Here is a 21,830-nt window from a genome sequence, read left to right on the forward strand (position 1 = left end):
ATCTACCCGGCCGGCGTCTTCGACACCAGCGTCAGCACGTCATAGGTCGCGACGGTCTCGTCACGGTCATTCGTCAGCACCGCGTCCCAGTGCACCTCGCCGTAGTCGTCCGTTTCACGTGGCACAATCTGCTTCGCGGTGAGCGCGACCCGCACGCGATCTCCAGGCGACACGGGCGTAATGAACCGCAGACTCTCGAGCCCATAGTTCGCAAGCACTGGACCGGGCTCGGGCGACACGAACAGCCCCGCCGCAAACGACAGCAGCAGGTAGCCGTGCGCGACCCGTCCAGGGAAGAACGGGTTTGCGGCCGCAGCTTCCTCATCCATGTGCGCGTAGAACGTATCGCCCGTGAACTCCGCGAAGTGCGTGATGTCATCAAGTGTCACCTCGCGCTCCTCAGAGATGATCTGATCACCGATGCGCAGATCCTGCAGCGACTTGCGGAAGGGGTGCACTTCTGAGCGCGTCGCCGCCCCCGCGTGCCACACTCCGGTGATCGCGGTCAGCATTTCGGGACTGCCCTGGATCGCGGTGCGCTGCATGTAGTGGAACACGCTGCGCACACCGCCGAGCTCTTCGCCGCCGCCCGCGCGACCGGGCCCGCCGTGCACGAGGTTCGGCAGGGGGAGCCGTGGCCGGTCGAGCTGCGGGCATCAGTGCGGTCGAGCACGAGCATACGGCCATTGGCGGATGCGGCGCGCAGCGTCACCGCCGCAACAAACTCGGGATCGGCGGAGGCGACGCTCGTCACGAGGGATCCACCGCCGCGCACCACCAGCTCGGCCGCTTGCTCAGGCGACTCGTAGCTGATGATCGACGACACCGGTCCAAAGGCCTCAGTGTCGTGCACGCGCGCGGCATTCGGGTCATCAAAGCGCAGCAGGATTGGATCGAGGAACGCGGTGTTTTCGCCCGGCTGTTGGCCTTCGCCGAGCAGGATCCGCCCGCCGCCGTCAACAAGCTTCTGCACCTGGCGTAGCACCTCGTCGCGCTGCTCGACCGAGGCGAGCGCACCCATGGTGACACCCTTGTCGCGCGGGTCACCTACGACGACCTTCGCGGCCAGGCGATCCCGCACCGCGTCCGCAACCGCATCGGCAAGCGCCGCGGGCACGATTGCACGCCGGATCGCGGTGCACTTCTGGCCAGCCTTGGTGGTCATCTCGTTGACCAACTGCCGCACATAGGCGTCAAACTCGGGGGTGCCAGCGACGGCATCGGGTCCGAGCACGGATGCGTTGATGGAGTCGGTCTCCGCGCTGAAGATCACCCCGCCTGTCTGCACCGCCTCGTGCCGCCTAAGCGCCTCGGCCGTCGAGGCCGAGCCGGTGAACGCGACGACGTCGCCGAGCCGCGCGTGCTCAAACACGTCGCGCACCGATCCCGAAACCAGCTGCAGGGAGCCTGCGGGCAGCAGCCCCGACTCGACCATGATGCGCACCATCTGCTCAGCGAGATATGCGCCAGGCGTCGCGGGCTTCACGATCGTCGGCATACCGGCGAGGAACGCGGGCGCGAACTTTTCGAGCGATCCCCACACCGGAAAGTTGAAGGCGTTGATCTGCACCGTGACACCCGGGAGCGTGGTGCGGATATGGCGGCCGAGAAATGTGCCGTCCTTCGAGAGCGGTTCAACGGGACCGTCGAGCTGCACCCGCGCGTTCGGCAGTTCGCGGCGGCCCTTGCCCGAGTACGTAAAGAGCACTCCGATGCCGCCGTCAATGTCGACCCAGGAGTCGCCCTTCGTGGCACCCGTGTGCGTGGACAGCGCGTAGAGCTCGCTCTTGCGCTCGGTCAGCGCGAGCGCAAGCTGCTTCAGGATCACCGCCCGCTGGTGGAAGGTGAGCGCGCCGAGGCTGCGTTGACCGACCGTGCGTGCGTGCTCCATCGCGGCCGCAAGATCAAGGCCCGCGCTCGAGACGAGTGCGACGGCCTCGCCGGTGACGGCATCGCGAACCTCGGCCGCCGGTGCGTCCGGAGCCGGGCTCCACCAGGCGTCGTGAACATAGCTCTGAAGTGTGCGGGTCATGCGGATGTGTCCTTTGCTGTCCAGTCGTAGAACCCCTGCCCGCTCTTGCGGCCGAGCTTGCCAGCGGCAACCATGTCGCGCAGCAGCTGCGGTGGGGTGAAGTTGGAGCCGAGATCCCGTTCGAGCTGTTCGGCGATCCCGAGTCGCACGTCGAGCCCAACGATGTCGGTGGTGCGCAGCGGGCCGGTGGGGTGACGGTAGCCCAGTTCCATCGCGAGGTCGATGTCGGCAGGCGTAGCTACGCCCTGCTCGACCATCCGGATGGCCTCGAGCGCCAGCGCGACACCGAGGCGGCTCGACGCAAAACCGGGAGCGTCAGCGACCGTCACCGGCGTCTTGCCGAGCGCACGGACCCAGCTTGCTGCGAGCTCGGGAAGCGCGGGATCTGTGCTGTCACAGACCACAACCTCGATGAGCGAGGAAGCCGGCACCGGGTTGAAGAAGTGCAGGCCGATGAAGCGTTCAGGCCGATCGAGTGCTTCCGCGAGCTGCGAGAGCGGGATCGAGGAGGTGTTGGACGCGATCACGGCGTCGCCCGGCAACTGCTGCTCGATCGTGTCGAGGGCTTCAAGTTTGAGATCGAGTGACTCGGGCACGGCCTCGATCACGAGCCGGCACGCGCCAAACGCGGTGACGCTCGTGGCAACCGTCAGATTCTGCTTCAGGATCGCCGCATCACCCTCGAAACCGCGCGCGATTGACGCATCGATCGACGCTTCAATGCGCTCGCGGGCCGCATCAGCGGAGGTGGTGTCACGCTCCACAACGACCACATATGCGCCGGCGAGCAAGAAGGCGTGGGCGATCCCGCCGCCCATGCGTCCGCCGCCGAGCACGCCCACCCGCGAGGGCACGGCGTCTTCGACGGAAGGAATTGGGATCGGCGCGGTGTGCGGAGCGGTCGTCATTTCGCCTGCTTTCGCTCAAGGAACTCGGTCATGCGCCGGATCTTCTCCGGGCTTTCGAACAGGATCGCCTGCTCCGCGAGATCGATCTGGGGGTGGGCGTCGCGCGGTGCGCGGAGTACACGCTTGGTGGCCTGTGTTGCTGCGGGATCAAGCTTCGCGATCCGGCCCGCGATCTTCTCGGCGGCAGCGAGGGCGGCGTCGCCGTCGTCGTGGAGGTGGGTGATGAGCCCCGCGGCCTGAGCTTCCGGGGCGTCCAGGATCCGGCCCGCGAGCAGGATCTCGGCCGCGAGCGGCTCGCCGACGAGCTCCCGCAGTCGCCAGGTGGCCCCGGCTGCTGCGATGATCCCGAGGCCGGTTTCGGGGTTGCCGATCTTCAGGGACTGTGTGCCAACACGAATATCTGCGGCGTAGGCGAGTTCGGCACCGCCGCCGAGGGCGTAGCCGTCGACCACGGCGATCACCGGCATCGGGAGCGCCGCGATGCGCATGAACGCGCGAGTGTTGATCCCGGCGCGGGCGTCGGCGGCGCGCCGATCCCGCAACTGTGCGATATCGGCTCCCGCGGCGAAGGTGCCGCCCTCGCCACGCAGCACGAGCGTTTGAGGAGCAGCTTCGAGTCGCCCGCACAGGTCGTGAAGCGCGTCGATGAGATCCTGATCGATCGCGTTGCGTTTTTCGGGGCGATCGAGTGTGGCGAGGATGTAGCCGCCACGATCCTCGACCCGCAGGGGTGCCCGGTCTAGCCCGGCGCTCATGCGTTGATCCGTTCGATGATCGTCGCCGCGCCCTGACCGACGCCGACGCACATGGTCGCCAGCCCGTAGCGGGACCCCTCGCGTTCCATGCGGCCGAGCAGGGTGACGAGCAGCCGGGATCCCGATGACCCGAGCGGATGGCCGAGCGCGATCGCTCCGCCGTCGGCGTTGACAATTGCGGGATCGAGGCCGAGGCGTCGGATCGAAGCGAGCGACTGCGTGGCGAAGGCCTCATTGATCTCGACGGAGCCGAGATCCGCGATGGAAAGCCCGGCCCGGTCGAGCGCCTTCTCGGTGGCGGGCACGGGCCGAGGCCCATGATCTCCGGTGCGAGCGCCGCAGACACGCTCGTCACGATGCGTGCGCGCGGCGTGAGGTTGTATTTCTCGACGGCCGCGGCGCTCGCAACGAGCAGCGCGCTCGCCCCGTCATTGAGTGACGACGCATTGCCAGCGGTGACCACGGTGCCGCCTGCGACGACGGGGCGGAGACCGGCAAGCACCTCGGCGGTGGTGCCGGGCGGGGGCCCTCATCGGTGTCGACGAGTGCCGTCGCACCGCGGCCAGCGGGCACCTCAACCGGCACAATCTCGTCGGCGAAGTGGCCCGCGGCGATCGCGTTGATTGCGCGGCGGTGGCTTTCGGCCGCGAACGCGTCGGCGTCTTCACGGGAGATGCCGTCGATGCGAGCGACCTCCTCGGCGGTCTCCGGCATGGAGAACGTTGCCTTGTCGCGTTTCAAGAACTCGGGATTCGTGAAGCGCCAACCGATGGAGGTGTCGAACTGTGCGCCCGGTTTCGCCCAGGCTTTGGCTGGCTTCTCTTGCACCCACGGGGCGCGGGTCATGGATTCGACGCCGCCGGCGATCATCACGTCAGCGTCGCCCGCGCGAATCGCTTGCGAGGCGCTCGCGACGGCGGTCATGCCCGAGGCGCAGAGCCGGTTCACGGTGTAGCCGGGCAGTGAATCGGGTAGCCCCGCGAGGAGGGTCGCCATGCGGGCGACGTTGCGGTTGTCTTCGCCCGCCTGGTTCGCGGCTCCGAAGATCACCTCGTCGAGCGCTTCCACCGGGATCCCGGTGCGCTCGACAAGCGTACGCAGCACGATTGCCGCAAGATCATCAGGGCGGACGCCGGAAAGTGCTCCGCCGTAGCGACCCACCGGCGTGCGCACGCCATCTACAAGAAATGCCTCTGGCATGTGCGTCAGACCTCCATGTCTGCACGGGCCACTCGAATTAGTGACTGATCGTTCGGTAATTCATATCAGGATAGGGCTATGACGGGTGCGAGTGCAAGGCAGCGGTGTGGCTGACATGAAAAAGGGTGGCGCCGCAGGAGTTGCGACGCCACCCTTTCCGGGTGCCTAGATGTTGTTGGCGCGGCGAGCTCTCCGCGATGCGGTGAGCAGGATCGCAGATGCGAGGAGCATTGCGATTGTCCACGATGTGAGGGTGCCGAGCTCATTGCTGCCCGTGGCGACGAGTTCGTTGGATCCGGATCCTGCCGTTCCTGAGCCGTTGTTGCCGGAGTTGTTTCCGCCCGGGTTTGTGTCTCCGCCGCTGTTCCTGGCTGTGACGGTGAACGGTGCTTCCGCGCTCAGGTTTCCGCTCGTCGCGACTACCTTGTGGGTGCCCGCTTCGGTTCCGGCGGGGATCGCGAAGCTGAAACTGAAGTCACCGTTCGCGTCTGCGGTGGCGGTGCCAAGCAGTATCGGGGTGGAGTGCAGTTCGAGCGTCACGACAGCGCCGGCCGGGAACTTGCTGCCCGTGACGGTCTGTGTTTCACCGATGGAGAGGGAAGGCAAGCTGACCGTGATCTGCGGGGCATTCGGGTTAACACCTGCCGCGTTGACGACCAGCGTCACGGCGAGGGTCGCGTCGGGGCTGACGCCGTTGGTGGCCTTGAGGGTGAAGTCGTAGCTGCCCTGCAGGAGCGGGGTGCCCGAGATGACACCAGCGTTAGAGATCGTCAGCCCTGCAGGCAGGTTTCCACTCTCAACCGTCACTGTCGGGGCCGGAGTTCCGGCGACGACGAAGCCGTACGAGTAGGCCGTGCCGACCGTTGCAGCATCCGGGGTACCGGAGATTGATGGTGCAACATTTACCGGGCCGGCCGTGTTGATGACCAGTGTGACGGTGCGGGTCGCGTCAGGGTTGATGCCGTTCGCAGCTTTCACTGTGAAGGGGTAGCTGCCCGCGGTGGTCGGGGTACCCGAGATGGTGCCCGCAGCATTGATCGTCAGCCCTGGCGGCATGGTACCGCTCTCAAGAATCACTGTCGGTGCCGGTGTGCCGGTGACGGTGAAGTCAAAGCTGTACGCAGTCCCGACGGTCCCGGCAGTCGGTGTCCCGCTGATCGACGGAGCAACCGGGGCTGGGTTCACAACCAGCGTCACGGCGAGTGTTGCGTCGGGGCTGATGCCGTTGGTGGCGTTGAGGGTGAAGTCGTAGCTGCCCTGCAGGATCGGGGTGCCAGTAATCACTCCGCTCGCAGAAATCACGAGGCCAGCAGGCAAGGTTCCACTCGCAACCGTCACTGTCGGCGCCGGAGTACCGGTCACAGCGAACGCATACGAGTACGCCGTGCCGACCGTTGCAGCATCCGGGGTGCCCGTGATTGACGGTGCGGTACCCGTACCTAGCAGGTTCACCACGAGTGTGACCGTGAGGGTCGCGTCGGGGCTTACACCGTTCGCGGCCTTGACTGTGAAGGTGTAGCTGCCGTGAAAGGTTGGCATACCCGAGAGCTTACCTGCGGTCGAGAGCGCCAAGCCTGGCGGGAGGGTGCCGCTGTCGAGCGTCACCGTCGGTGCGGGTGTGCCCGTGACGGTGAAGTCGAAGTCATAGGCGGTGCCGACGGTTCCAGCAGAAGGTGTCCCGCTGATCGACGGAGCAACCGGGGCTGGGTTCACAACCAGCGTCACGGCGAGTGTTGCGTCGGGGCTGATGCCGTTGGTGGCGTTGAGGGTGAAGTCGTAGCTGCCCTGCAGGATCGGGGTGCCAGTAATCACTCCGCTCGCAGAAATCACGAGGCCAGCAGGCAAGGTTCCACTCGCAACCGTTACCGTCGGCGCCGGAGTACCGGTCACAGCGAACGCATACGAGTACGTCGTGCCAACCGTTGCAGTATCCGGGGTGCCCGTGATTGACGGTGCGAAGACTGTACCTGCCGGGTTCACCACGAGTGTGATCGTGAGGGTCGCGTCGGGGCTTACACCGTTCGCGGCTTTGACCGTGAAGGTGTAGCTGCCGTAATCCGTGGGTACACCCGAGAGCTTACCTGCGGCCGAGAGCGTCAAGCCTGCGGGCAGGGTGCCGCTGTCGAGCGTCACTGCCGGCGCGGGTGTACCCGTTACGGTGAAGTTGAAGTCGTAGGCGTAACCCACAGTTGCGGCAGTCGGGGTGCCGGTGAGCGTGGGTGCGACGCGGAGGTCTGTGATGGTGATGGTGGTGGTGAGGGTGGCGTCTGTGCCGTATCCGTTGGAGGCCTTCAGGGTGAATTCGTAGGTGCCTACCGTGGTCGGGATGCCTTCGATTCGTCCGTTCCCGGAGAGGGTGAGGCCGTCGGGGAGTGTTCCGTTGTCGAGGGTGACCGTCGGGGCGGGGTGCCGGTCGTGTCGAACCGGAAGTTGTAGGGGTTGGTGACGGATCCGTCGGGTGGGGTGCCGGTGATTGTGGGTGCGACGCGGAGGTCTGTGATGGTGATGGTGGTGGTGAGGGTCGCGTCGGCGCCGTATCCGTTGGAGGCCTTCAGGGTGAATTCGTAGGTGCCTACCGTGGTCGGGATGCCTTCGATTCGTCCGTTCCCGGAGAGGGTGAGGCCGTCGGGGAGTGTTCCGTTGTCGAGGGTGACCGTCGGGGCGGGGGTGCCGGTCGTGTCGAACCGGAAGTTGTAGGGGTTGGTGACGGATCCGTCGGGTGGGGTGCCGGTGATTGTGGGTGCGACGCGGAGGTCTGTGATGGTGATGGTGGTGGTGAGGGTCGCGTCGGCGCCGTATCCGTTGGAGGCCTTCAGGGTGAATTCGTAGGTGCCTACCGTGGTCGGGATGCCGTTGAGGTAGCCGTCGGACCTGAGGGTGAGGCCGTCGGGGAGGGTGCCGCTTTCGAGGGTGACCGTCGGGGCGGGGGTGCCCTTGCGAGTGAATTGGAAGCCGTAGAAGTTGGTGAGGGATCCGCCGGGTGGGGTGCCGGTGATCGTGGGTGCAACAAACGGATCGCTGGCAGGCGCCGGGAGTGGAGCGTTCGGGGGCTGCTGCTGCTCAATACCGGTCGACGCTACGGTGTTGTCATCGAAGTCGGGAGTGGCGACCGCAGCTGTCGCGGTGAACGCTCCGCTGAGTGCGAGCAAAACAGCAAGAAAAAGGCCAGAAGTGCGACGCTTGTAGCTCATACCTCCAAATTCTATGTGCGTTTGCTGACATTCCCAAAATTATGGTTGATTTCTGCAGGGAATGGTGTATACCTACGCATGTAATTCGTGCGGGAGCACTTGTGCGGCAGCAGCTCTCGTCGCGGCGACCGTTGCGTGAGGCGTGAGACGTGAGGCGTAGGGCGTGCGTCTTGCCTCATGTCAAGATGTCCGGATTGATTGATCGTGTGCCTCACGAGAAATGTCCGGATTGGTGACCGTCACGCGGCGGGCCGGGTGCCCTGGGTGCGGGCCGCCGCGAGCTCGATAAGTTGTTGCTGGATCTGATTGATCCGGCGAGTGATGCGCGCGGGGTTGAGCGTCTCATGCACCGCGGCGAGTTTCGCGCGGGTTCTCTCATCGAGAAGCCCGGAACGCATGAGCCGTGAGTACGGCGGTTCGGGCTTGTCGTAGATGGCCCGTTTCCGGCCCGAGCGAGATGCTTTTGTGCCGATCACTTTCACGCACGGCAATAAGTGGTTTTTGCGTTGCTCGACGAGCCGCCAGAGTTCGTTTAGGAGTTGCAGCTCGTGATCGGTTTCGTAGCGGTACCGGTAGGCATGTTTGCGGACCCAGTCGCCGTTGCGCTGCTCGACATGCGCGTTGTCGTTGTGCGTGTACGGTCGACCTCTGGTGACCTGAATATTGTGCGTATCGGCCCACGCGATCACCGCCCAGTTCATGAACTCAGACCCGTTATCGAAGTCCATCCCAGTGACCGCGAGAGGGGCGTTTTTCCGCATCCATTCAAGCGCAGCATGCACATGCACGTGGGCTTTGTTCTTGATTGCCCGAAGCATGGTCCACCCGTGTCTGGGGTCGGTCATCGTGAGCGTGTACAGGTACTCGCCTTTGGTAGTGTGCCCGCAGTGAGCGACGGTATCGAGTTCGTAGAACCCGCCCCCGTCGGGCAGAGCGTCCATTGAGGTTCTGACCGCGATCGAGGAACGAAGGATATGGGAGGGTTTCGTTGTCCCGAGCGCGACCGGGTAGTGGGCGTCTTTGTGGGGTTTCAGGTAGCGGTCGATCGTTGCCGGGCTCATCGCGCACAACTCGTCGAGGACTTCCGGGGTGACGCGACTGGCGACCTTGCCCAGTTCTCGGAACCTGACGAGCCGGTCGAGGGTGTCGTCCATGATCGCAGCGAGGTACTTCCCGAGGGCTGCCCGGAGAGCCGCCAGACCTCTTGGAGAACGACGAGCGCATCGTAGGAATACTTCCTGGGGCGAGGGATGCGCGGTTGCTGCGAGGCTGCGCCTTTGCGGGCTGCGGCGGTTCGGATCGCGCGACGTGCATGGTCACGAGTCCAACCCGTCGCGGACACCAGCCCGTCGAGCATGCGACTTTTCTCGGCACGAGTGGCTTTCGTGTATTCGCGTGCGTATTTCTTGGTGATCTCACGGCGCGTGGCCATCGATAGCTCCTTGCCCATCTTGCCAGGAAACCATGCGGACATTTCTTTGTGAGGCACACGTGAGGGTGTCAAATAGTTTGTGTAAGCCGGGGATCCCCGGAAGGAACGCAACACTATGGAGACCATGTCGTATCAAGACGAGGAACGCGCCGAAAGGCGTCGTACACAGAAAGAGATCGCTGACCAGCTGAGGGCCTCTGGCGCGTTGGATGACATCTTCGCGCAGATGGACGCGGGTGCCCCGTTGACCGGCGACAACGGGCTACTCGGCGGGATCGTGAAGGCCGCCCTCGAACGCGGCCTGGAAACGGAGCTGAGTGACCATCTCGGGTATGAGAAAGGAGATCCCGAAGCAAACATTTACCCGAATTCCCGGAATGGGACGTCAGCGAAAACCGTATCGACCGAGGTCGGTGATATTGAGCTTGCGATCCCCAGGGACCGTGACGGGTCATTCACGCCGATGCTCGTCCCGAAAGGCCAGCGCCGCCTCGACGGATTAGACGGCATGATCATCTCGCTCTATGCGGGCGGGATGACGATCCGTGAGATCCAGCATCACCTGTACTCAACGCTGGGCACTGACCTGTCACACGAGACGATCTCGAAGATCACGGACCAGATCCAAGACGAGGTCCTTGCCTGGCAGACGCGCCCCTTGGAGCCGTTGTACCCGGTGATCTATCTCGACGCGATCATCGTGAAGATCCGTGATGGTGGGCACGTCCGAAACAAGGCCGCACATATCGCGGTCGGCGTCGATATGGACGGCATCAAGCACGTCCTCGGGATTTGGGTACAAGCAACCGAGGGGGCAAAGTTTTGGGCAGCCGTGTGTGCAGAGCTCGCGAACCGTGGCGTGCGTGACGTGTTGATCGTCGCGTGTGACGGTTTGACCGGGTTCCCCGAAGCGATCCAGGCGACCTGGCCTGAAGCGACGGTACAGACCTGCGTGGTGCACCTGATCCGTGCCGCAATGCGGTTCGTGAACTACCAAGACCGGAAAGCTGTCGCCTCGGCCCTGAAACCGATCTACCAGGCCGTCAACGAGGATGCCGCGCTTGAAGCGCTCGAAGAGTTCTCGAACTCGACGTTGGGGAAGAAATATCCATCGGCGGTGAAATCGTTTCAAGACGCGTGGGATCGTTTCATTCCGTTCCTCGCGTTCCCGCCGGAACTTCGGCGGGTGATCTACACCACCAACGCGATCGAATCGTTGAACTATCAGCTGCGGAAGGTGACGAAGAACCGTGGTCATTTCCCCAACGATGCTGCGGCGGTGAAGCTATTGTGGCTCGCGATCTGCAACATCGAAGACAAGCGTGCCCGGGAACGCCAGAAAGAACGGGGAAAGCCTGCCAAAGAACGCAACGCGAAGCCTCGCCTGATCGAGGGCGCAGTGACTACGAACTGGAAGACAGCGCTCGCGCAGCTCGCGCTCGCGTACCCCGACCGTATCGAGCCCTACCTCTAAAACTGCACCCGAAAGGACACCTATCATGACCGCCACACTCGATATTGAAGAAGGCCTCACCGCGCAAGAAGCCTGGCTGATTCTTGCCGATGATGTTCTCTGGACCTTGGCCGAGTTTCTGCCCAAACTGAGTCGGGAAGCGAAACGAGAGATCACGGACCAGCTCGGCTACATCGGGGGGCGCTACAGCTCTTGGGACGAGCTTGCTGCGACAACCCGGACCACCTCAAACAACATCAACCCAGAAAACTAAATCCCGCAGCTTACACAAACCTCTTGACAGGCCCGCACACGTGGTCGTTCCCGGACCTTTTAGATGAGTCAAGTCGGCGTGTGGTGGGTCGGGGGTGAATCGTGTACACTTCAATACTTGCCGATCGTTCGGCAACTAATGGGGAAACGAATCGAACAACGGAGTTCACATGACAGCTGAAGTTTTAACGACCATAGATCGCCGCGCTGAGCAAAGAAAGGTCCTTGCTGGCACCGTAGTTGGCACCACGATCGAGTGGTACGACTTCTTCATCTATGCGCAGGCGGCAGGAGCGGTGTTCGCGGCGCTTTACTTTGCGCCCGCCGGGGAGACGGTCGGACAGATCGTTGCCTGGGCATCGCTCGGCATCTCGTTCCTGTTCCGGCCGCTCGGCGCGATTGTCGCGGGACACCTCGGTGATCGGCTCGGGCGTAAACGCATGCTCGTGCTGACGCTGATTCTGATGGGGCTCGCGACAGCACTCATTGGCGTGCTGCCGACCTACGCGCAGATTGGCATCGCGGCGCCCGTGCTTCTGGTGCTGCTGCGGGTCATGCAGGGATTCTCCGCGGGAGGTGAATGGGGCGGGGCTGCGCTCATGTCAGTGGAGCACGCTCCAGCAAACAAGCGCGGCTTCTTCGGGGCATACCCGCAGATTGGCGTGCCGCTGGGCATGATCCTCGCGACCGCGACGATGTGGGTCATCACAACGGTGCTCAGCGAAGCCGATTTCCTTGCCTGGGGCTGGCGCATTCCCTTCCTGTTCTCGATCGTGTTGATCCTTGTTGGCTACTTCATTCGGCGTGCGGTCGAGGAATCCCCCATTTTCAAGGAACTTCAGGAACGCAAGGGTGAGTCGTCGGCGCCGTTGAAGATCCTGTTCATGAAGAACGCAAAAGAGGTCATCCTTGCCGCGCTCATCTTCATCGCGAACAACGCAGCGGGCTATCTGCTCATCGCCTTCTTCTCCGCCTATGCGACACGACCCGAGGCCGACGGCGGTCTGGGGCTCGAACGCCCGCCGGTGTTGCTCGCGACGACACTCGCCTCCTTCGGATGGCTCGCCTTCACGCTGTATGGCGGCATCATTTCGGATCGCATTGGGCGGGTGCGGACCTTCCAGATCGGGTACGTGTTGCTTGGGATCTGGGCGATCCCGATGTGGTTCTTGATCGACACCGGTGATATCACGCTGTACTTCATCGCGCTGTTTGTGATGACGATCGGCCTTGGCCTCTCGTATGGGCCGCAGGCGGCGCTGTATTCCGAGATGTTCCCCGCTGACATCCGTTACTCCGGCGTCTCGATCGGCTACGCCATTGGCGCGATCTTTGGCGGCGCGTTTGCGCCGATGATCGCAGACCTGGTGTTCAAATCAACCGGTCAGTCGTGGACAATCGGTGTGTACATTCTCGGAGTGACGATCATTTCCTTGATCGCGGTGTCGCTGGTCAAAGAGACAAAGGGTGTTCCGCTGAACACCCGCTCAAACGATGTGATTCCGCAGTAGAGCCTCAGGTGCCCGCACGGACACGAGCCCGTGCGGGCACCCGATCGCTCCCACGCTCCAACAAAAGCCCTGTTTGAGTTGGAGTTGCCGCCCACGCTCCAACTAAAGTGCCTGTTGTCTTGTAGCGTGGGGGTGTGGACATCGACGCTTTCCCAGACACCCCGTTCGGCAGGGCGACGATCGAGCCCGGAAACAAGTGGGCGTTCGTCTACTATCTCCCCAAGCCCATTCCGCGAGAGCCTGAACTCAATGCGGCTGTGATTGCCGGGCTCTCCGAAGCCGATGCGGCTCTCGGGCACCTGCAGGGCCTCGTGATGGTGGTGAAGGATCCCAGTCTCCTGATTGGGCCATACCTGCGGAGGGAAGCGCTTGCAAGCTCTCGGATCGAGGGCACCCAGGCGTCTCTTTCGGATGTGTTTCAATCTGAAATAGATGATGCGGCACAAAATGATGACACTGCAGAGGTGCAGCGCTATCTCGAGGCCACCCATCAGGCGTTCAAGCTTGCGCGGGATCTTCCAATTACACAACGGCTCATCCTGCAGGTTCATGAGACGCTCATGGCCGGGGTTCGCGGTGAAGAGAAATCTCCGGGTGAGCTGAGAAGGTCACCGGTGTGGGTGGGTCGAGCAGGGGCGACGCCGGAAACAGCGACGTTTGTGCCGCCGCTTCCCAAGCATCTTGGGGATCTTCTGGCTGACTGGGAGAGGTTTGTGAATGAGGATGGCCACCATTTGCCCGCTCTGGTGCAGGCGGCAATCATGCACTACCAGTTTGAGACGATCCACCCTTTTCTTGATGGCAATGGCAGGATCGGGCGCCTGCTGATCAATCTGATGTTGATGGAGCGATCTCGTCTGGACTATCCACTGCTCTATCTTTCGAGCTACTTCGAGACGCATCGTGAGGAATACTACGAGCGGCTACAGGCGGTCCGAGAAAGGGGTGAGCTGAATGAGTGGCTCCTCTTCTTTATGCGTGCCGTGCGGGAGCAGTCCAGAGACGCGATCGACAGATCAAAACGCCTCGTTCGGATACGTGAGGAATACATGCGAGACGCGTTGCAGGGGCGATCCAATCTTCCACGCTTGGTTGAACTGCTCTTGAGTAATCCGTTTATCTCGGTCAAGCATGCGCAGGTTCATCTTGAGCTCACCAATCAGGGCGCGAGGGGGCTCATCAAGAATGCGGAGGAGCGAGGCTGGCTGGAAAGCATAGGCACAAGTGGCAAGGGTGGGCGCGAGCACTGGGTTGCTCCGGCCATCTTCAAGGTGGTGGAGTCTCCGGTGGCCTACCTGGATCACTCCGGCAGCGTAGGTTGACGCTCCAACAAAGACCCTGTTTGAGTTGGAGTTGCGCTCCACGCTCCAACTGAAGTTGGAAGTTGCGCCCACGCGCCAAGGTAAGTGCCGTTCGTGTTGTAGCGTGGGGCGGTATCCTGGCCCTACACCCGCGGGTAGGCCCGCAGTGGGTGCTCGAGCAGATCCACCACCGTGCGGAGGAACCCGGCGGCGTAGCCACCGTCGCAGACCCGATGGTCGAACACGAGCGAAAGCTGTGCAATGCGGCGAGGAACAATTTCCCCGTCAACAACCCAGGGGCGCTCAAGCACGCGGCCGATCCCGAGCATGGCCACCTCGGGGTGGTTGATGATCGCGGCGGATCCGTCGACCCCGAAACCACCGTAGTTGTTCAGTGTGAACGTCGAATCGCGCAGCTGCTCGGGGGGCGTGCGGCCCTCGCGGGCGGTGCTGCTGAGCTCGCGCAGTTCCTCGTCAAGCTCGGCAACCGACAAGTCTTCGGCGCGGTGGATCACCGGCACCATCAGGCCGCGGGGCGTGTCGACGGCGATGCCGAGGCTCGTGCCGTCGAACAGCACCATCTCATCGCCGTTCTCGCTGAGCCGGGACGCGAGCAGAGGATACTCCTGCAGCGCGAGCAGTGCGTACCTCGCGAAGAGTGCCGTGAGCGATGGCGACTTTTCGCCTGGCTGCGCCATCTGCGGGCGGAGCGCCCAGAGCTCCGTGAGGTCGACATCAACCCACACGGTTGCCTCGGGGATCTCTGCGCGGCTCCGACTGAGCTTCGCGCTGACCGCCTTCCGCAGTGGTGAGAATCGTTCGGCGCGCAGCACGTTGAGTGGGGGGCGCGGGATCGCGGCCGATGGCTGCTGTGAACCGGCATTCGGAGTTGACGCTTCGGCAGCGCGCAGCACATCGCTTCGTGTGATGACACCGTCGGCACCCGTGGGTTCGACCGAGCGCGGGTCGATCCCGAGCTCACGCGCGAGGCGCCGCACAATGGGGGAGCGTACCGCGACCGGGCCTCTTGCCTGTTCGCTGGTGGATCCCGCCGCCGTCAGGCTTCGCTCCACCCCCACCGTCATTCTGCGCTCCGAAGGAGTCGCAGAATCCTCACCGCGACGACGCCTCCGCCCCTTGGCGGGCCCCGCCCCGGTGCCGTATCCAATCAGCACATTGCCTGACCCCGCTTGTTCTTCTTTGCGGTAAGCCTCGTGTTCATCGTTCGTGTGGCTAGGCGCCGCCACCTCAGGAGCATCGCCAGCGCCACCATCAGTATCGGCGGCGTCAGATCCGACCTCGATTACCGGCGCACCCGTGAGGATCGACTCTCCCTCCTCGCCGTGCAGCGCGAGCACCGTGCCAGCGTAGGGGGAGGGGAGCTCGACGATGCTTTTCGCGGTCTCAACTTCGGCGACTGCCTGGTCAACGCCGATGGTGTCGCCGACAGCGACCATCCAGCGCACGAGCGCCGCCTCGGTGAGCCCTTCGCCGAGATCCGGAAGGTGAAATACCCGTGTCGACATGGTGGCTAATCCTCCCAGTGCAGTGAATCGATGGCGTCAAGCACCCGGTCCACGTCGGGCAGATACCAGTGCTCAAACTTCGGGGAAGCGAACGGCGTATCGAAGCCGGTAACCCGCCGCACGGGAGCCTCAAGGTACTCAAAGCACTGCTCAGACACGCGCGCCTGGATCTCCGAAGCGACGCTCACAAACCCCGGAGCCTCCGCGATCACGACCGCCCGGCCGGTGCTGCGCACAGCATCCATGACGGTTTGATCGTCAAAGGGCGTGAGCGTGCGCACGTCCACAACCTGCACACTGCGCCCCTCGTCCGCAAGCGCCTCCGCAGCCTCGAGTGCGACAGACACCGAGGGGCCGTAGCTGATCAGAGTGACATCGCTGCCCTCGCGGATCACGCTCGCTCGCCTCAGATCCGCCGTGATCGAGGTGTCGACGACTCCCTTTGACCAGTAGAGCTTCTTCGGTTCCATGAAGACCACGGGATCCGGCGATTCGATCGCCGCGCGCAGCAGCGAGTAAGCATCCTGCGGCGTTGAGGGTGTCACCACGGTGAGGCCCGGCGTGTGCGCGTAATACGTCTCCGAAGAGTCGCAGTGGTGCTCGACGCCTCCGATCCCGCCGCCGAAGGGGATCCGGATCACCATCGGCATGCGCACAGCCCCGCGCGTGCGGTTGCCGAGCTTCGCGACGTGGCTCACCACCTGCTCGAAGGCGGGCAAGGCGAAAGCGTCGAATTGCATCTCCACAACGGGGATCAGTCCGTTCATCGCCATGCCGACGGCGGTGCCGACGATCCCGGACTCCGCGAGCGGGGTGTCGAAGCAGCGCTTCTCCCCGAAGCGGGCATTGAGGCCATCAGTGATGCGGAAAACACCGCCCAGAGCACCGACATCCTCGCCGAAGATGAGTACGCGGTCGTCGGCGGTGAGGGCATCTGAGAGAGCCCGATTCAGCGCAGCAGCCATTGTCATGGTCTCGACCACATGAGTGACTTTGGGCTGGAGTGCTGCGTCGGCGGTTGGGTCCGAGGCGGGGCTTGCCGCGGGTGTGGTTGGACTACCGGATCCGGCAGCAGCCGCGACACTTGGGGCTGCTTGGGTGCCCGCTCCCCTTCGGTTCATCGTCACGGTACTCATGCTCTGGCCTCCGTCCGTTCGATTTCATCCTGAAGCAGAGCCCACTGCGCATCGAGAGTCGCAGGGCGCTCAGCATAGACGTGTGCGAAAAGCTCTTCCGGGTTGAGCACAGGGTCAGCATTCATTGCGGCCCGAAGCTCCGCCGCGATTCCCTCGGCCGTTTCAGCCATGGCTTCTTCGGCTTTGTCATCGAGCAGACCCTCGGCGCGAAGATAGCTGCGCACGCGGGTGAGCGGATCCCGATCAGCCCAGGCTTGCACCTCTTCCCGCTCCCGGTATCTGGTGTCGTCGTCTGCGTTCGTGTGCGCGAGCATCCGGTAGGTGTGTGCCTCAACAAGCGTCGGGCCTTCGCCGCGACGGCCCCGATCCACCGCCTCTTCGAGCACCGAGAGCAGCGCCGCAACATCGTTTCCATCGACCCGCTGCCCTGGCATGCCGTAACCGATGGCCTTGTGCGCGAGCGAGGGTGCCGCCGTCTGGCGAGCAAGTGGCACCGAGATCGCAAACTCGTTGTTTTGCACGAAGAACACGACGGGCAGTTTGAATACGGCCGCGAAGTTCATGGCTTCGTGGAAGTCACCCTCGCTCGTCGCGCCGTCGCCGCACATCGCGAGCACCACGGTCGGTTCGTTGCGGTAGGCCGCCGCCTGCGCGAATCCGACGGCATGGAGTAACTGGGTAGCGAGCGGGGTGGCTTGCGGTGCAACACCGAATTCGTGCGGGTCATAGCCGGAGTGCCAGTCGCCGCGCAGCAGCACCATGGCGTCCTCAGGGGCAACGCCGCGGGTGATGACCGACACAGAATCGCGATAGGTCGGGAAGAGCCAATCGCCGTCAGAAAGCGCAAGAGCCGCGGCGACCTGGCAGGCCTCCTGGCCGTTTGAAGAAGGGTAGACCGCGAGACGGCCCTGACGCACAAGCGCGTTGCACTGATCATTGATCCTGCGCCCATTGATGAGGCTGGCGTAGGCCTGCTGCATCCGTTCCATCGAGGGTGTCGGGTAGTCGGCGTCCTTTGTCAGCGAGCCGTGTTCGTCGAGTAGTTGCACGGGGACGTCGCGTGGCAGCAGACGGGTGCCTGAAGGTGACACGATTCCTCCTTGAATCACAGGTGCCGGTGAGGTTTACGATATGCCGACAATCTTGCCTTCGCTACGAACGTGTGTCACGCATAATCGTTGATATGTGAATATTTGTACACGCAAGCCGACAAAGTGTGGACGAATGACTCCACATTTTGGCGAAGTGCAAGGATGCGCGGGTGCGTAGTCCGAAGGAGTCTCGTACGCTCGATGCATGCGAGCAATCATTGCGAACGAGGCGGGCGGGCCCCAGGTTCTGGCAGTCGGGGAGGCGGAAGCTCCGGATCCAGGCCCGGGCAAGCTGCTGGTGCAGACTGCGGCGGTCGGTGTGAATTTCATCGAGACGTATCAGCGCTCCGGGATCTATCCCGTCGACTTCCCCTTCACCCCGGGGGCTGAGGCCTCAGGCACGGTCGCCGCGGTGGGTGACGGCGTGCCGACGGAGATGATCGGGCGCCTCGTCGCCACCGCCGAGGGCAAAGCCAGCTACGCCGAGCAATTTGTTGTGTCCGCGGATGCCGCAGTGCAGGTACCCGCGGGGATCACGGCCGACACCGCCGCCGCGTTGCCGCTTCAGGGACTCACCGCACACTACCTCGCAACGTCCGCCGCGCAGCCGCAGCCCGGAGAGACCGTGCTCGTGCACGCGGGGCCGGCGGGGTGGGGCTGCTGCTGACCCAGATCCTCACCGCGCGCGGGGTGCGCGTGCTCACCACCGTGTCGACGCCGGAGAAGAAGGAATTGAGCCTGGCCGCCGGAGCCGCCGAGGTGCTGAGCTATGGCTCCTTTGTGGAAAGGGTCCGCGAACTCACCGGCGGCGAGGGGTGGCGGTGGTCTACGACGGCGTCGGCAAAGACACCTTCGACGATTCGTTGCGTGCGCTCCGGATCCGGGGCGAGATGGTGCTCTTTGGGGGCGCGAGCGGGCCCGTGGCGCCGTTTGACCTGCAACGGCTGAACTCCGGCGGCTCCCTCTCTGTCACCAGGCCGTCGCTTGGCCATTTTCTGCGCACGCCCGAAGAACGAGCCTGGCGCTACGGGGACCTCTTTGACGCGATCGCGGCCGGCACGCTCGATATTCGTATCGGCGCGCAGTTTCCGCTTGAGGAAGCAGCCGATGCGCACCGTGCCCTTGAGGGTCGGCGGACCACCGGCAAGGTGATCCTGACCCTGTAGGCGGAGGGGGATCCTTACCCCACGGTCGGATCAATCCGAGTGATACCGGGAATCTCGTCAAAGTCGCTGTCGGGCGACAGGATGCGAGGGATCCCGTAGACAAGTGCAGTCGCAGCGTGGACCGCGTCGCGCCCGCGTACTCGTGGCAGCTGTTCGATGAGCTTGAGAGAGGTTTCGAGCACCTCGTCGTCGAACTTGAGAACTGTGAGGCGAGAAATCAGATCGCGGCCATCTTGGACCGATCGAGTCCGGTCCTGGGTGATCCGCATCCGGTGAAACACCACTTCTTGAATCATTTCGGTGCTCGCGTAGCCTCTTCCCTTTCCAGAAGAAATCTTCACGAGCATCTTTCTGCAACTGAGGCTCCGAGGGTCACGTGGGTTTAGGGCGTAGAGAGCGGTCGCGGCGTCGACAAGTACGGCATCTGCCATGGCTTCAACGCTCATTCGCTGTTTTCTCCGTTACTCTTGGCGAGGCGGTAGAAGGGATCCATCTCTCGTTCGTAGGCAGCTTGTGCTTCTTCCCAGTCGAGCGGCGGGTAGGAGTTGGGGTCAGAATCGACGCGGTGCCAAAGCTCTTCCCAAGCAGTGTTGGCGAGATGGCTCTTCGTTTCAAGGTGCTCATCAACGGCGGCGCGAATGAGGGCGCCCGCGCTTATGCCACGTGCCCGTGCCTCAGATTCCAGCGCGGCATATCGTTCGGGATCAAAGAGTACCTGGACCCGCTTGTCGAGAGTTGCCATGATTCCAGGCTACGTGTGTTCTTACGCATGCACAAGGGGTGTGTATGTGCATGTTCTGCGGAGCGCAAGGGAGGGGATGGGATCCTGATCCTGTCCCCGAGGACGCCCCTACGGCACGCGCCGGATCCACTCCTCAGTCGAGAACTTCTGCGACACGAGCCGCTCGGCCGCATCCCACTCGCCCTCGGTCACCTCGCCCATCACCCCGCCGTGGCGCTGCTGGAACACTTCGATCATCTTTTCAATGATCTCTTCGCGAGGCAGCCCGGTCTGGCTGCGGAGAGGATCAACGCGCTTTTGTGCGCTCGCGGTGCCCTTGTCTGAGAGCTTTTCCCGGCCGATGCGAAGCACCTGAGTCATCGCTTCGGCGTCCATGTCATAGGCCATGGTGACGTGGTGCAGCACGGCGCCGGATCCGAGTCGCTTTTGCGCGGCGCCACCGATCTTGCCGAGCGGGCTGGTGATGTCGTTGAGGGGCTTGTAGACGGCGTCGATGCCGAGCGCTTTCAGTGCCTCGAGCACCCACTCGTCGAGGTAGGCGTAAGAGTCCGCGAAGCTCATACCGCGCACGAGTTCTCCCGGCACGTAGAGGGCGTAGGTGATGCTCGCGGCTGGCTCCATGAACATCGCCCCGCCGCCTGAGATGCGCCGCACAATCTGGGCGCCGTGGGCCGCGGCCTGTTCCTCGTCGACCTCATTCTTCACCGACTGGAAACTACCGATGATCACTGCGGGGGCGTTCCACTCCCAGATTCGAAGTGTCGGCCCGCGAAGCCCCTCACCGACCGCGATGGTCAGCACCTCATCGAGAGCCGCGTTTAGTGCGGGCGAGATGGGGGGTTCGTGCAGGATCTGCCAGTCGTAGTCGCGCCAGTGCGCGGCGCCGGTGATAGCGCGCCGGATCGCGACCCCGACCGAGTCAGGGGTGAAACCGAGCAGGTGCACCTCGCTCGGAAGCGCCTGTTGGATCGCGTCCGCGAACTCCTCAATCGTGCCGTTCGGGTTCCGACCCTCGATGGCAGAGTTGATGCACTCGAGCGCATCGTCGGGCTCAAGAAAGAAATCACCCGAGAGCCGAAAGCCCTCGATCAGGCCGTTAACAACCTCGAAATCTACGACGACCAGTTTGCCGCCCGGGACTTTGTACTCTCCGTGCATGCTCATGTTCCCAGGGTACGCCGAACTTGGGTGCTGTGGGTACGGGTTGCTGTGGCGCGAGGGCAGAGCGCGCTACCCGCCGACCCGCTCCAGCATCCACGTGATGAGGTCGGCCTGCACCTCGTCGCGGTTGGTCTCGTTCAGGGTTTCGTGCCGCGCCTCGGGGTAGAGCTTCACGGTGACGTCGCGCACGCCGCGCTTGCGGTAGAGTTCGGCGAGCTCACGCACACCGTCGTTCCGGCTCAGCGGGTCGTCGGCTCCTGAGATCAGTAAAATCGGTACCTCGGGTGCGAGACCTGAGACAGGTTTGCCGAAGAGCCGCAGCCCGTCGGCAACCCCAAATAGTTTGAGGATGTCGGCTGCGAAGCAGAGTGGATCCTCGATGAATGCCCGAGCGGTTGCAGGATCGCGGCTCAGCCACTCGAATCCGTGAGCCCGCTCGTGCTTCCAGCGCGCGTTCAGATCCCCGCTCTCCATGTGCTTGAAGGTGCGGAGCGCGGTGCCGGAGAGAATCAGCGCGTCCCATGCCCGCGGGTGTTCGTTGAGGATCCGCTGCGCCATGAGTGAGCCCCAGGAGTGGCTGTACATGATGAGGGGGAGGCCGGGGTGGCGATTCCGCATCAAACTAGTGAGTTGCAGGATCGCCTCCTCGGTGGCCCGCAAGCCGCCGGGCCCGAGGCGGCCGAGCCTCGAGAGGTCGCCCTCCCACTGTGCGCGGCCGGTCTCACCGTGCCCGCGGTGGTCGTCGGCGTAGACGGTGAAACCTGTGCCGACGAGCGCCCGCGCAAAGTCGTCATAGCGTCTCGAGTGCTCCCCGATGCCGTGCGAAATCTGCACGAGGCCCACGGGTTCCTCAGCATCCCAGCGATAGCACTGGATTTCGACGCCGTGCGCGTCGATGTAGCTGAACTCGGTGGGTTCGATGTTGGATCCCCGCGGTTTGGTAGTCATGGCT

Annotated in this window: 16 protein-coding genes and 3 pseudogenes; 5 read left to right on the forward strand and 14 right to left on the reverse strand. The window is 63.6% G+C overall.

The window, feature by feature from the left end; genetic code table 11:
* Nucleotides 1–2: 2 nt before the first annotated feature.
* The 7 genes and pseudogenes from paaZ to G7067_RS03370 all read right to left on the reverse strand — a co-directional run bounded on the left by paaZ (nucleotide 3) and on the right by G7067_RS03370 (nucleotide 9,240).
* A pseudogene (gene paaZ, locus G7067_RS03340) lies at nucleotides 3–2,032 on the reverse strand (phenylacetic acid degradation bifunctional protein PaaZ).
* Nucleotides 2,029–2,940, reverse strand: a complete 912-nt coding sequence (locus G7067_RS03345; protein ID WP_166321973.1) for a 3-hydroxyacyl-CoA dehydrogenase family protein — start codon at nucleotides 2,938–2,940, stop codon at nucleotides 2,029–2,031. The pseudogene paaZ and the gene G7067_RS03345 overlap by 4 nt, the downstream one beginning before the upstream one ends.
* A complete protein-coding gene (locus G7067_RS03350) occupies nucleotides 2,937–3,695 on the reverse strand; it encodes an enoyl-CoA hydratase/isomerase family protein (RefSeq protein ID WP_166321975.1) in 759 nt (252 codons plus the stop codon). The genes G7067_RS03345 and G7067_RS03350 overlap by 4 nt, the downstream gene beginning before the upstream one ends.
* Nucleotides 3,692–4,895: pseudogene (locus G7067_RS03355) on the reverse strand (thiolase family protein). The gene G7067_RS03350 and the pseudogene G7067_RS03355 overlap by 4 nt, the downstream one beginning before the upstream one ends.
* A 165-nt stretch (nucleotides 4,896–5,060) precedes the next feature.
* Entirely contained in the window at nucleotides 5,061–7,232 is a 2,172-nt protein-coding gene (locus tag G7067_RS03360) for a beta strand repeat-containing protein (RefSeq protein WP_425280703.1), read from the reverse strand.
* The gene (locus G7067_RS03365; protein ID WP_166321979.1) at nucleotides 7,208–8,086 is read right to left on the reverse strand and encodes a putative Ig domain-containing protein; all 879 of its coding nucleotides are present in this window, start codon (nucleotides 8,084–8,086) and stop codon (nucleotides 7,208–7,210) included. The genes G7067_RS03360 and G7067_RS03365 overlap by 25 nt, the downstream gene beginning before the upstream one ends.
* Nucleotides 8,087–8,325: 239 nt before the next feature.
* Nucleotides 8,326–9,240, reverse strand: a complete 915-nt coding sequence (locus tag G7067_RS03370) for an integrase catalytic domain-containing protein (RefSeq protein WP_244301224.1) — start codon at nucleotides 9,238–9,240, stop codon at nucleotides 8,326–8,328.
* 402 nt (nucleotides 9,241–9,642) lie between these two features.
* Between G7067_RS03370 and G7067_RS03375 the strand changes: the two genes are divergently transcribed.
* The 4 genes from G7067_RS03375 to G7067_RS03390 all read left to right on the forward strand — a co-directional run bounded on the left by G7067_RS03375 (nucleotide 9,643) and on the right by G7067_RS03390 (nucleotide 14,077).
* Nucleotides 9,643–10,992 (forward strand): IS256 family transposase, encoded by a 1,350-nt coding sequence (locus tag G7067_RS03375; RefSeq protein ID WP_166325648.1) that lies wholly within the window; start codon nucleotides 9,643–9,645, stop codon nucleotides 10,990–10,992.
* 25 nt (nucleotides 10,993–11,017) lie between these two features.
* Nucleotides 11,018–11,245, forward strand: a complete 228-nt coding sequence (locus tag G7067_RS03380) for a hypothetical protein (protein ID WP_166321981.1) — start codon at nucleotides 11,018–11,020, stop codon at nucleotides 11,243–11,245.
* A 169-nt stretch (nucleotides 11,246–11,414) separates the two neighbouring features.
* Complete coding sequence (locus tag G7067_RS03385; protein ID WP_166321982.1) at nucleotides 11,415–12,755, forward strand: MFS transporter; 1,341 nt, start codon at nucleotides 11,415–11,417, stop codon at nucleotides 12,753–12,755.
* A gap of 134 nt (nucleotides 12,756–12,889) precedes the next feature.
* Nucleotides 12,890–14,077, forward strand: coding sequence for a Fic family protein (locus tag G7067_RS03390; protein ID WP_166321984.1), 1,188 nt, complete (start codon nucleotides 12,890–12,892; stop codon nucleotides 14,075–14,077).
* 122 nt (nucleotides 14,078–14,199) lie between these two features.
* Here G7067_RS03390 and G7067_RS03395 read toward each other — a convergent pair whose 3' ends face one another.
* Genes G7067_RS03395 through pdhA form a run of 3 tightly spaced genes read right to left on the reverse strand, consistent with a single transcriptional unit; the run spans nucleotide 14,200 to nucleotide 17,809 of the window.
* Nucleotides 14,200–15,582, reverse strand: coding sequence for a dihydrolipoamide acetyltransferase family protein (locus G7067_RS03395; protein WP_166321986.1), 1,383 nt, complete (start codon nucleotides 15,580–15,582; stop codon nucleotides 14,200–14,202).
* Nucleotides 15,583–15,587: 5 nt separating this feature from the next.
* Entirely contained in the window at nucleotides 15,588–16,718 is a 1,131-nt protein-coding gene (locus G7067_RS03400) for an alpha-ketoacid dehydrogenase subunit beta (protein ID WP_280115755.1), read from the reverse strand.
* Complete coding sequence (gene pdhA / locus G7067_RS03405) at nucleotides 16,715–17,809, reverse strand: pyruvate dehydrogenase (acetyl-transferring) E1 component subunit alpha (RefSeq protein WP_166321988.1); 1,095 nt, start codon at nucleotides 17,807–17,809, stop codon at nucleotides 16,715–16,717. Before pdhA ends, G7067_RS03400 begins: the two co-directional genes overlap by 4 nt.
* A 205-nt stretch (nucleotides 17,810–18,014) precedes the next feature.
* Here pdhA and G7067_RS03410 point away from each other — a divergent pair.
* Nucleotides 18,015–18,975 (forward strand): annotated as a pseudogene (locus G7067_RS03410) (quinone oxidoreductase family protein).
* 14 nt (nucleotides 18,976–18,989) lie between these two features.
* Here G7067_RS03410 and G7067_RS03415 read toward each other — a convergent pair.
* The 4 genes from G7067_RS03415 to G7067_RS03430 form a co-directional block, all read right to left on the reverse strand.
* Complete coding sequence (locus tag G7067_RS03415; RefSeq protein WP_166321990.1) at nucleotides 18,990–19,421, reverse strand: type II toxin-antitoxin system VapC family toxin; 432 nt, start codon at nucleotides 19,419–19,421, stop codon at nucleotides 18,990–18,992.
* Nucleotides 19,418–19,717, reverse strand: a complete 300-nt coding sequence (locus G7067_RS03420; RefSeq protein WP_166321992.1) for a ribbon-helix-helix domain-containing protein — start codon at nucleotides 19,715–19,717, stop codon at nucleotides 19,418–19,420. Before G7067_RS03420 ends, G7067_RS03415 begins: the two co-directional genes overlap by 4 nt.
* Before the next feature lie 108 nt (nucleotides 19,718–19,825).
* The gene (gene lplAB / locus G7067_RS03425) at nucleotides 19,826–20,875 is read right to left on the reverse strand and encodes a lipoate-protein ligase LplAB (protein ID WP_166325699.1); all 1,050 of its coding nucleotides are present in this window, start codon (nucleotides 20,873–20,875) and stop codon (nucleotides 19,826–19,828) included.
* A gap of 72 nt (nucleotides 20,876–20,947) precedes the next feature.
* The gene (locus tag G7067_RS03430; RefSeq protein ID WP_166321994.1) at nucleotides 20,948–21,826 is read right to left on the reverse strand and encodes an alpha/beta fold hydrolase; all 879 of its coding nucleotides are present in this window, start codon (nucleotides 21,824–21,826) and stop codon (nucleotides 20,948–20,950) included.
* Nucleotides 21,827–21,830 lie beyond the last annotated feature (4 nt).

It is taken from the genome of Leucobacter insecticola (assembly GCF_011382965.1).
Classification (GTDB): domain Bacteria; phylum Actinomycetota; class Actinomycetes; order Actinomycetales; family Microbacteriaceae; genus Leucobacter; species Leucobacter insecticola.

Bases quoted from the DNA above. Each gene is read 5' to 3' on its own strand.
- G7067_RS03345 (WP_166321973.1), bottom strand. From the start codon at position 2,940: ATGACGACCGCTCCGCACACCGCGCCGATCCCAATTCCTTCCGTCGAA.
- G7067_RS03350 (WP_166321975.1), bottom strand. From the start codon at position 3,695: ATGAGCGCCGGGCTAGACCGGGCACCCCTGCGGGTCGAGGATCGTGGC.
- G7067_RS03365 (WP_166321979.1), bottom strand. From the start codon at position 8,086: ATGAGCTACAAGCGTCGCACTTCTGGCCTTTTTCTTGCTGTTTTGCTC.
- G7067_RS03370 (WP_244301224.1), bottom strand. From the start codon at position 9,240: ATGGACGACACCCTCGACCGGCTCGTCAGGTTCCGAGAACTGGGCAAG.
- G7067_RS03375 (WP_166325648.1), top strand. From the start codon at position 9,643: ATGTCGTATCAAGACGAGGAACGCGCCGAAAGGCGTCGTACACAGAAA.
- G7067_RS03380 (WP_166321981.1), top strand. From the start codon at position 11,018: ATGACCGCCACACTCGATATTGAAGAAGGCCTCACCGCGCAAGAAGCC.
- G7067_RS03385 (WP_166321982.1), top strand. From the start codon at position 11,415: ATGACAGCTGAAGTTTTAACGACCATAGATCGCCGCGCTGAGCAAAGA.
- G7067_RS03395 (WP_166321986.1), bottom strand. From the start codon at position 15,582: ATGTCGACACGGGTATTTCACCTTCCGGATCTCGGCGAAGGGCTCACC.
- G7067_RS03400 (WP_280115755.1), bottom strand. From the start codon at position 16,718: ATGAGTACCGTGACGATGAACCGAAGGGGAGCGGGCACCCAAGCAGCC.
- G7067_RS03415 (WP_166321990.1), bottom strand. From the start codon at position 19,421: ATGAGCGTTGAAGCCATGGCAGATGCCGTACTTGTCGACGCCGCGACC.
- G7067_RS03420 (WP_166321992.1), bottom strand. From the start codon at position 19,717: ATGGCAACTCTCGACAAGCGGGTCCAGGTACTCTTTGATCCCGAACGA.
- lplAB (WP_166325699.1), bottom strand. From the start codon at position 20,875: ATGCACGGAGAGTACAAAGTCCCGGGCGGCAAACTGGTCGTCGTAGAT.
- G7067_RS03430 (WP_166321994.1), bottom strand. From the start codon at position 21,826: ATGACTACCAAACCGCGGGGATCCAACATCGAACCCACCGAGTTCAGC.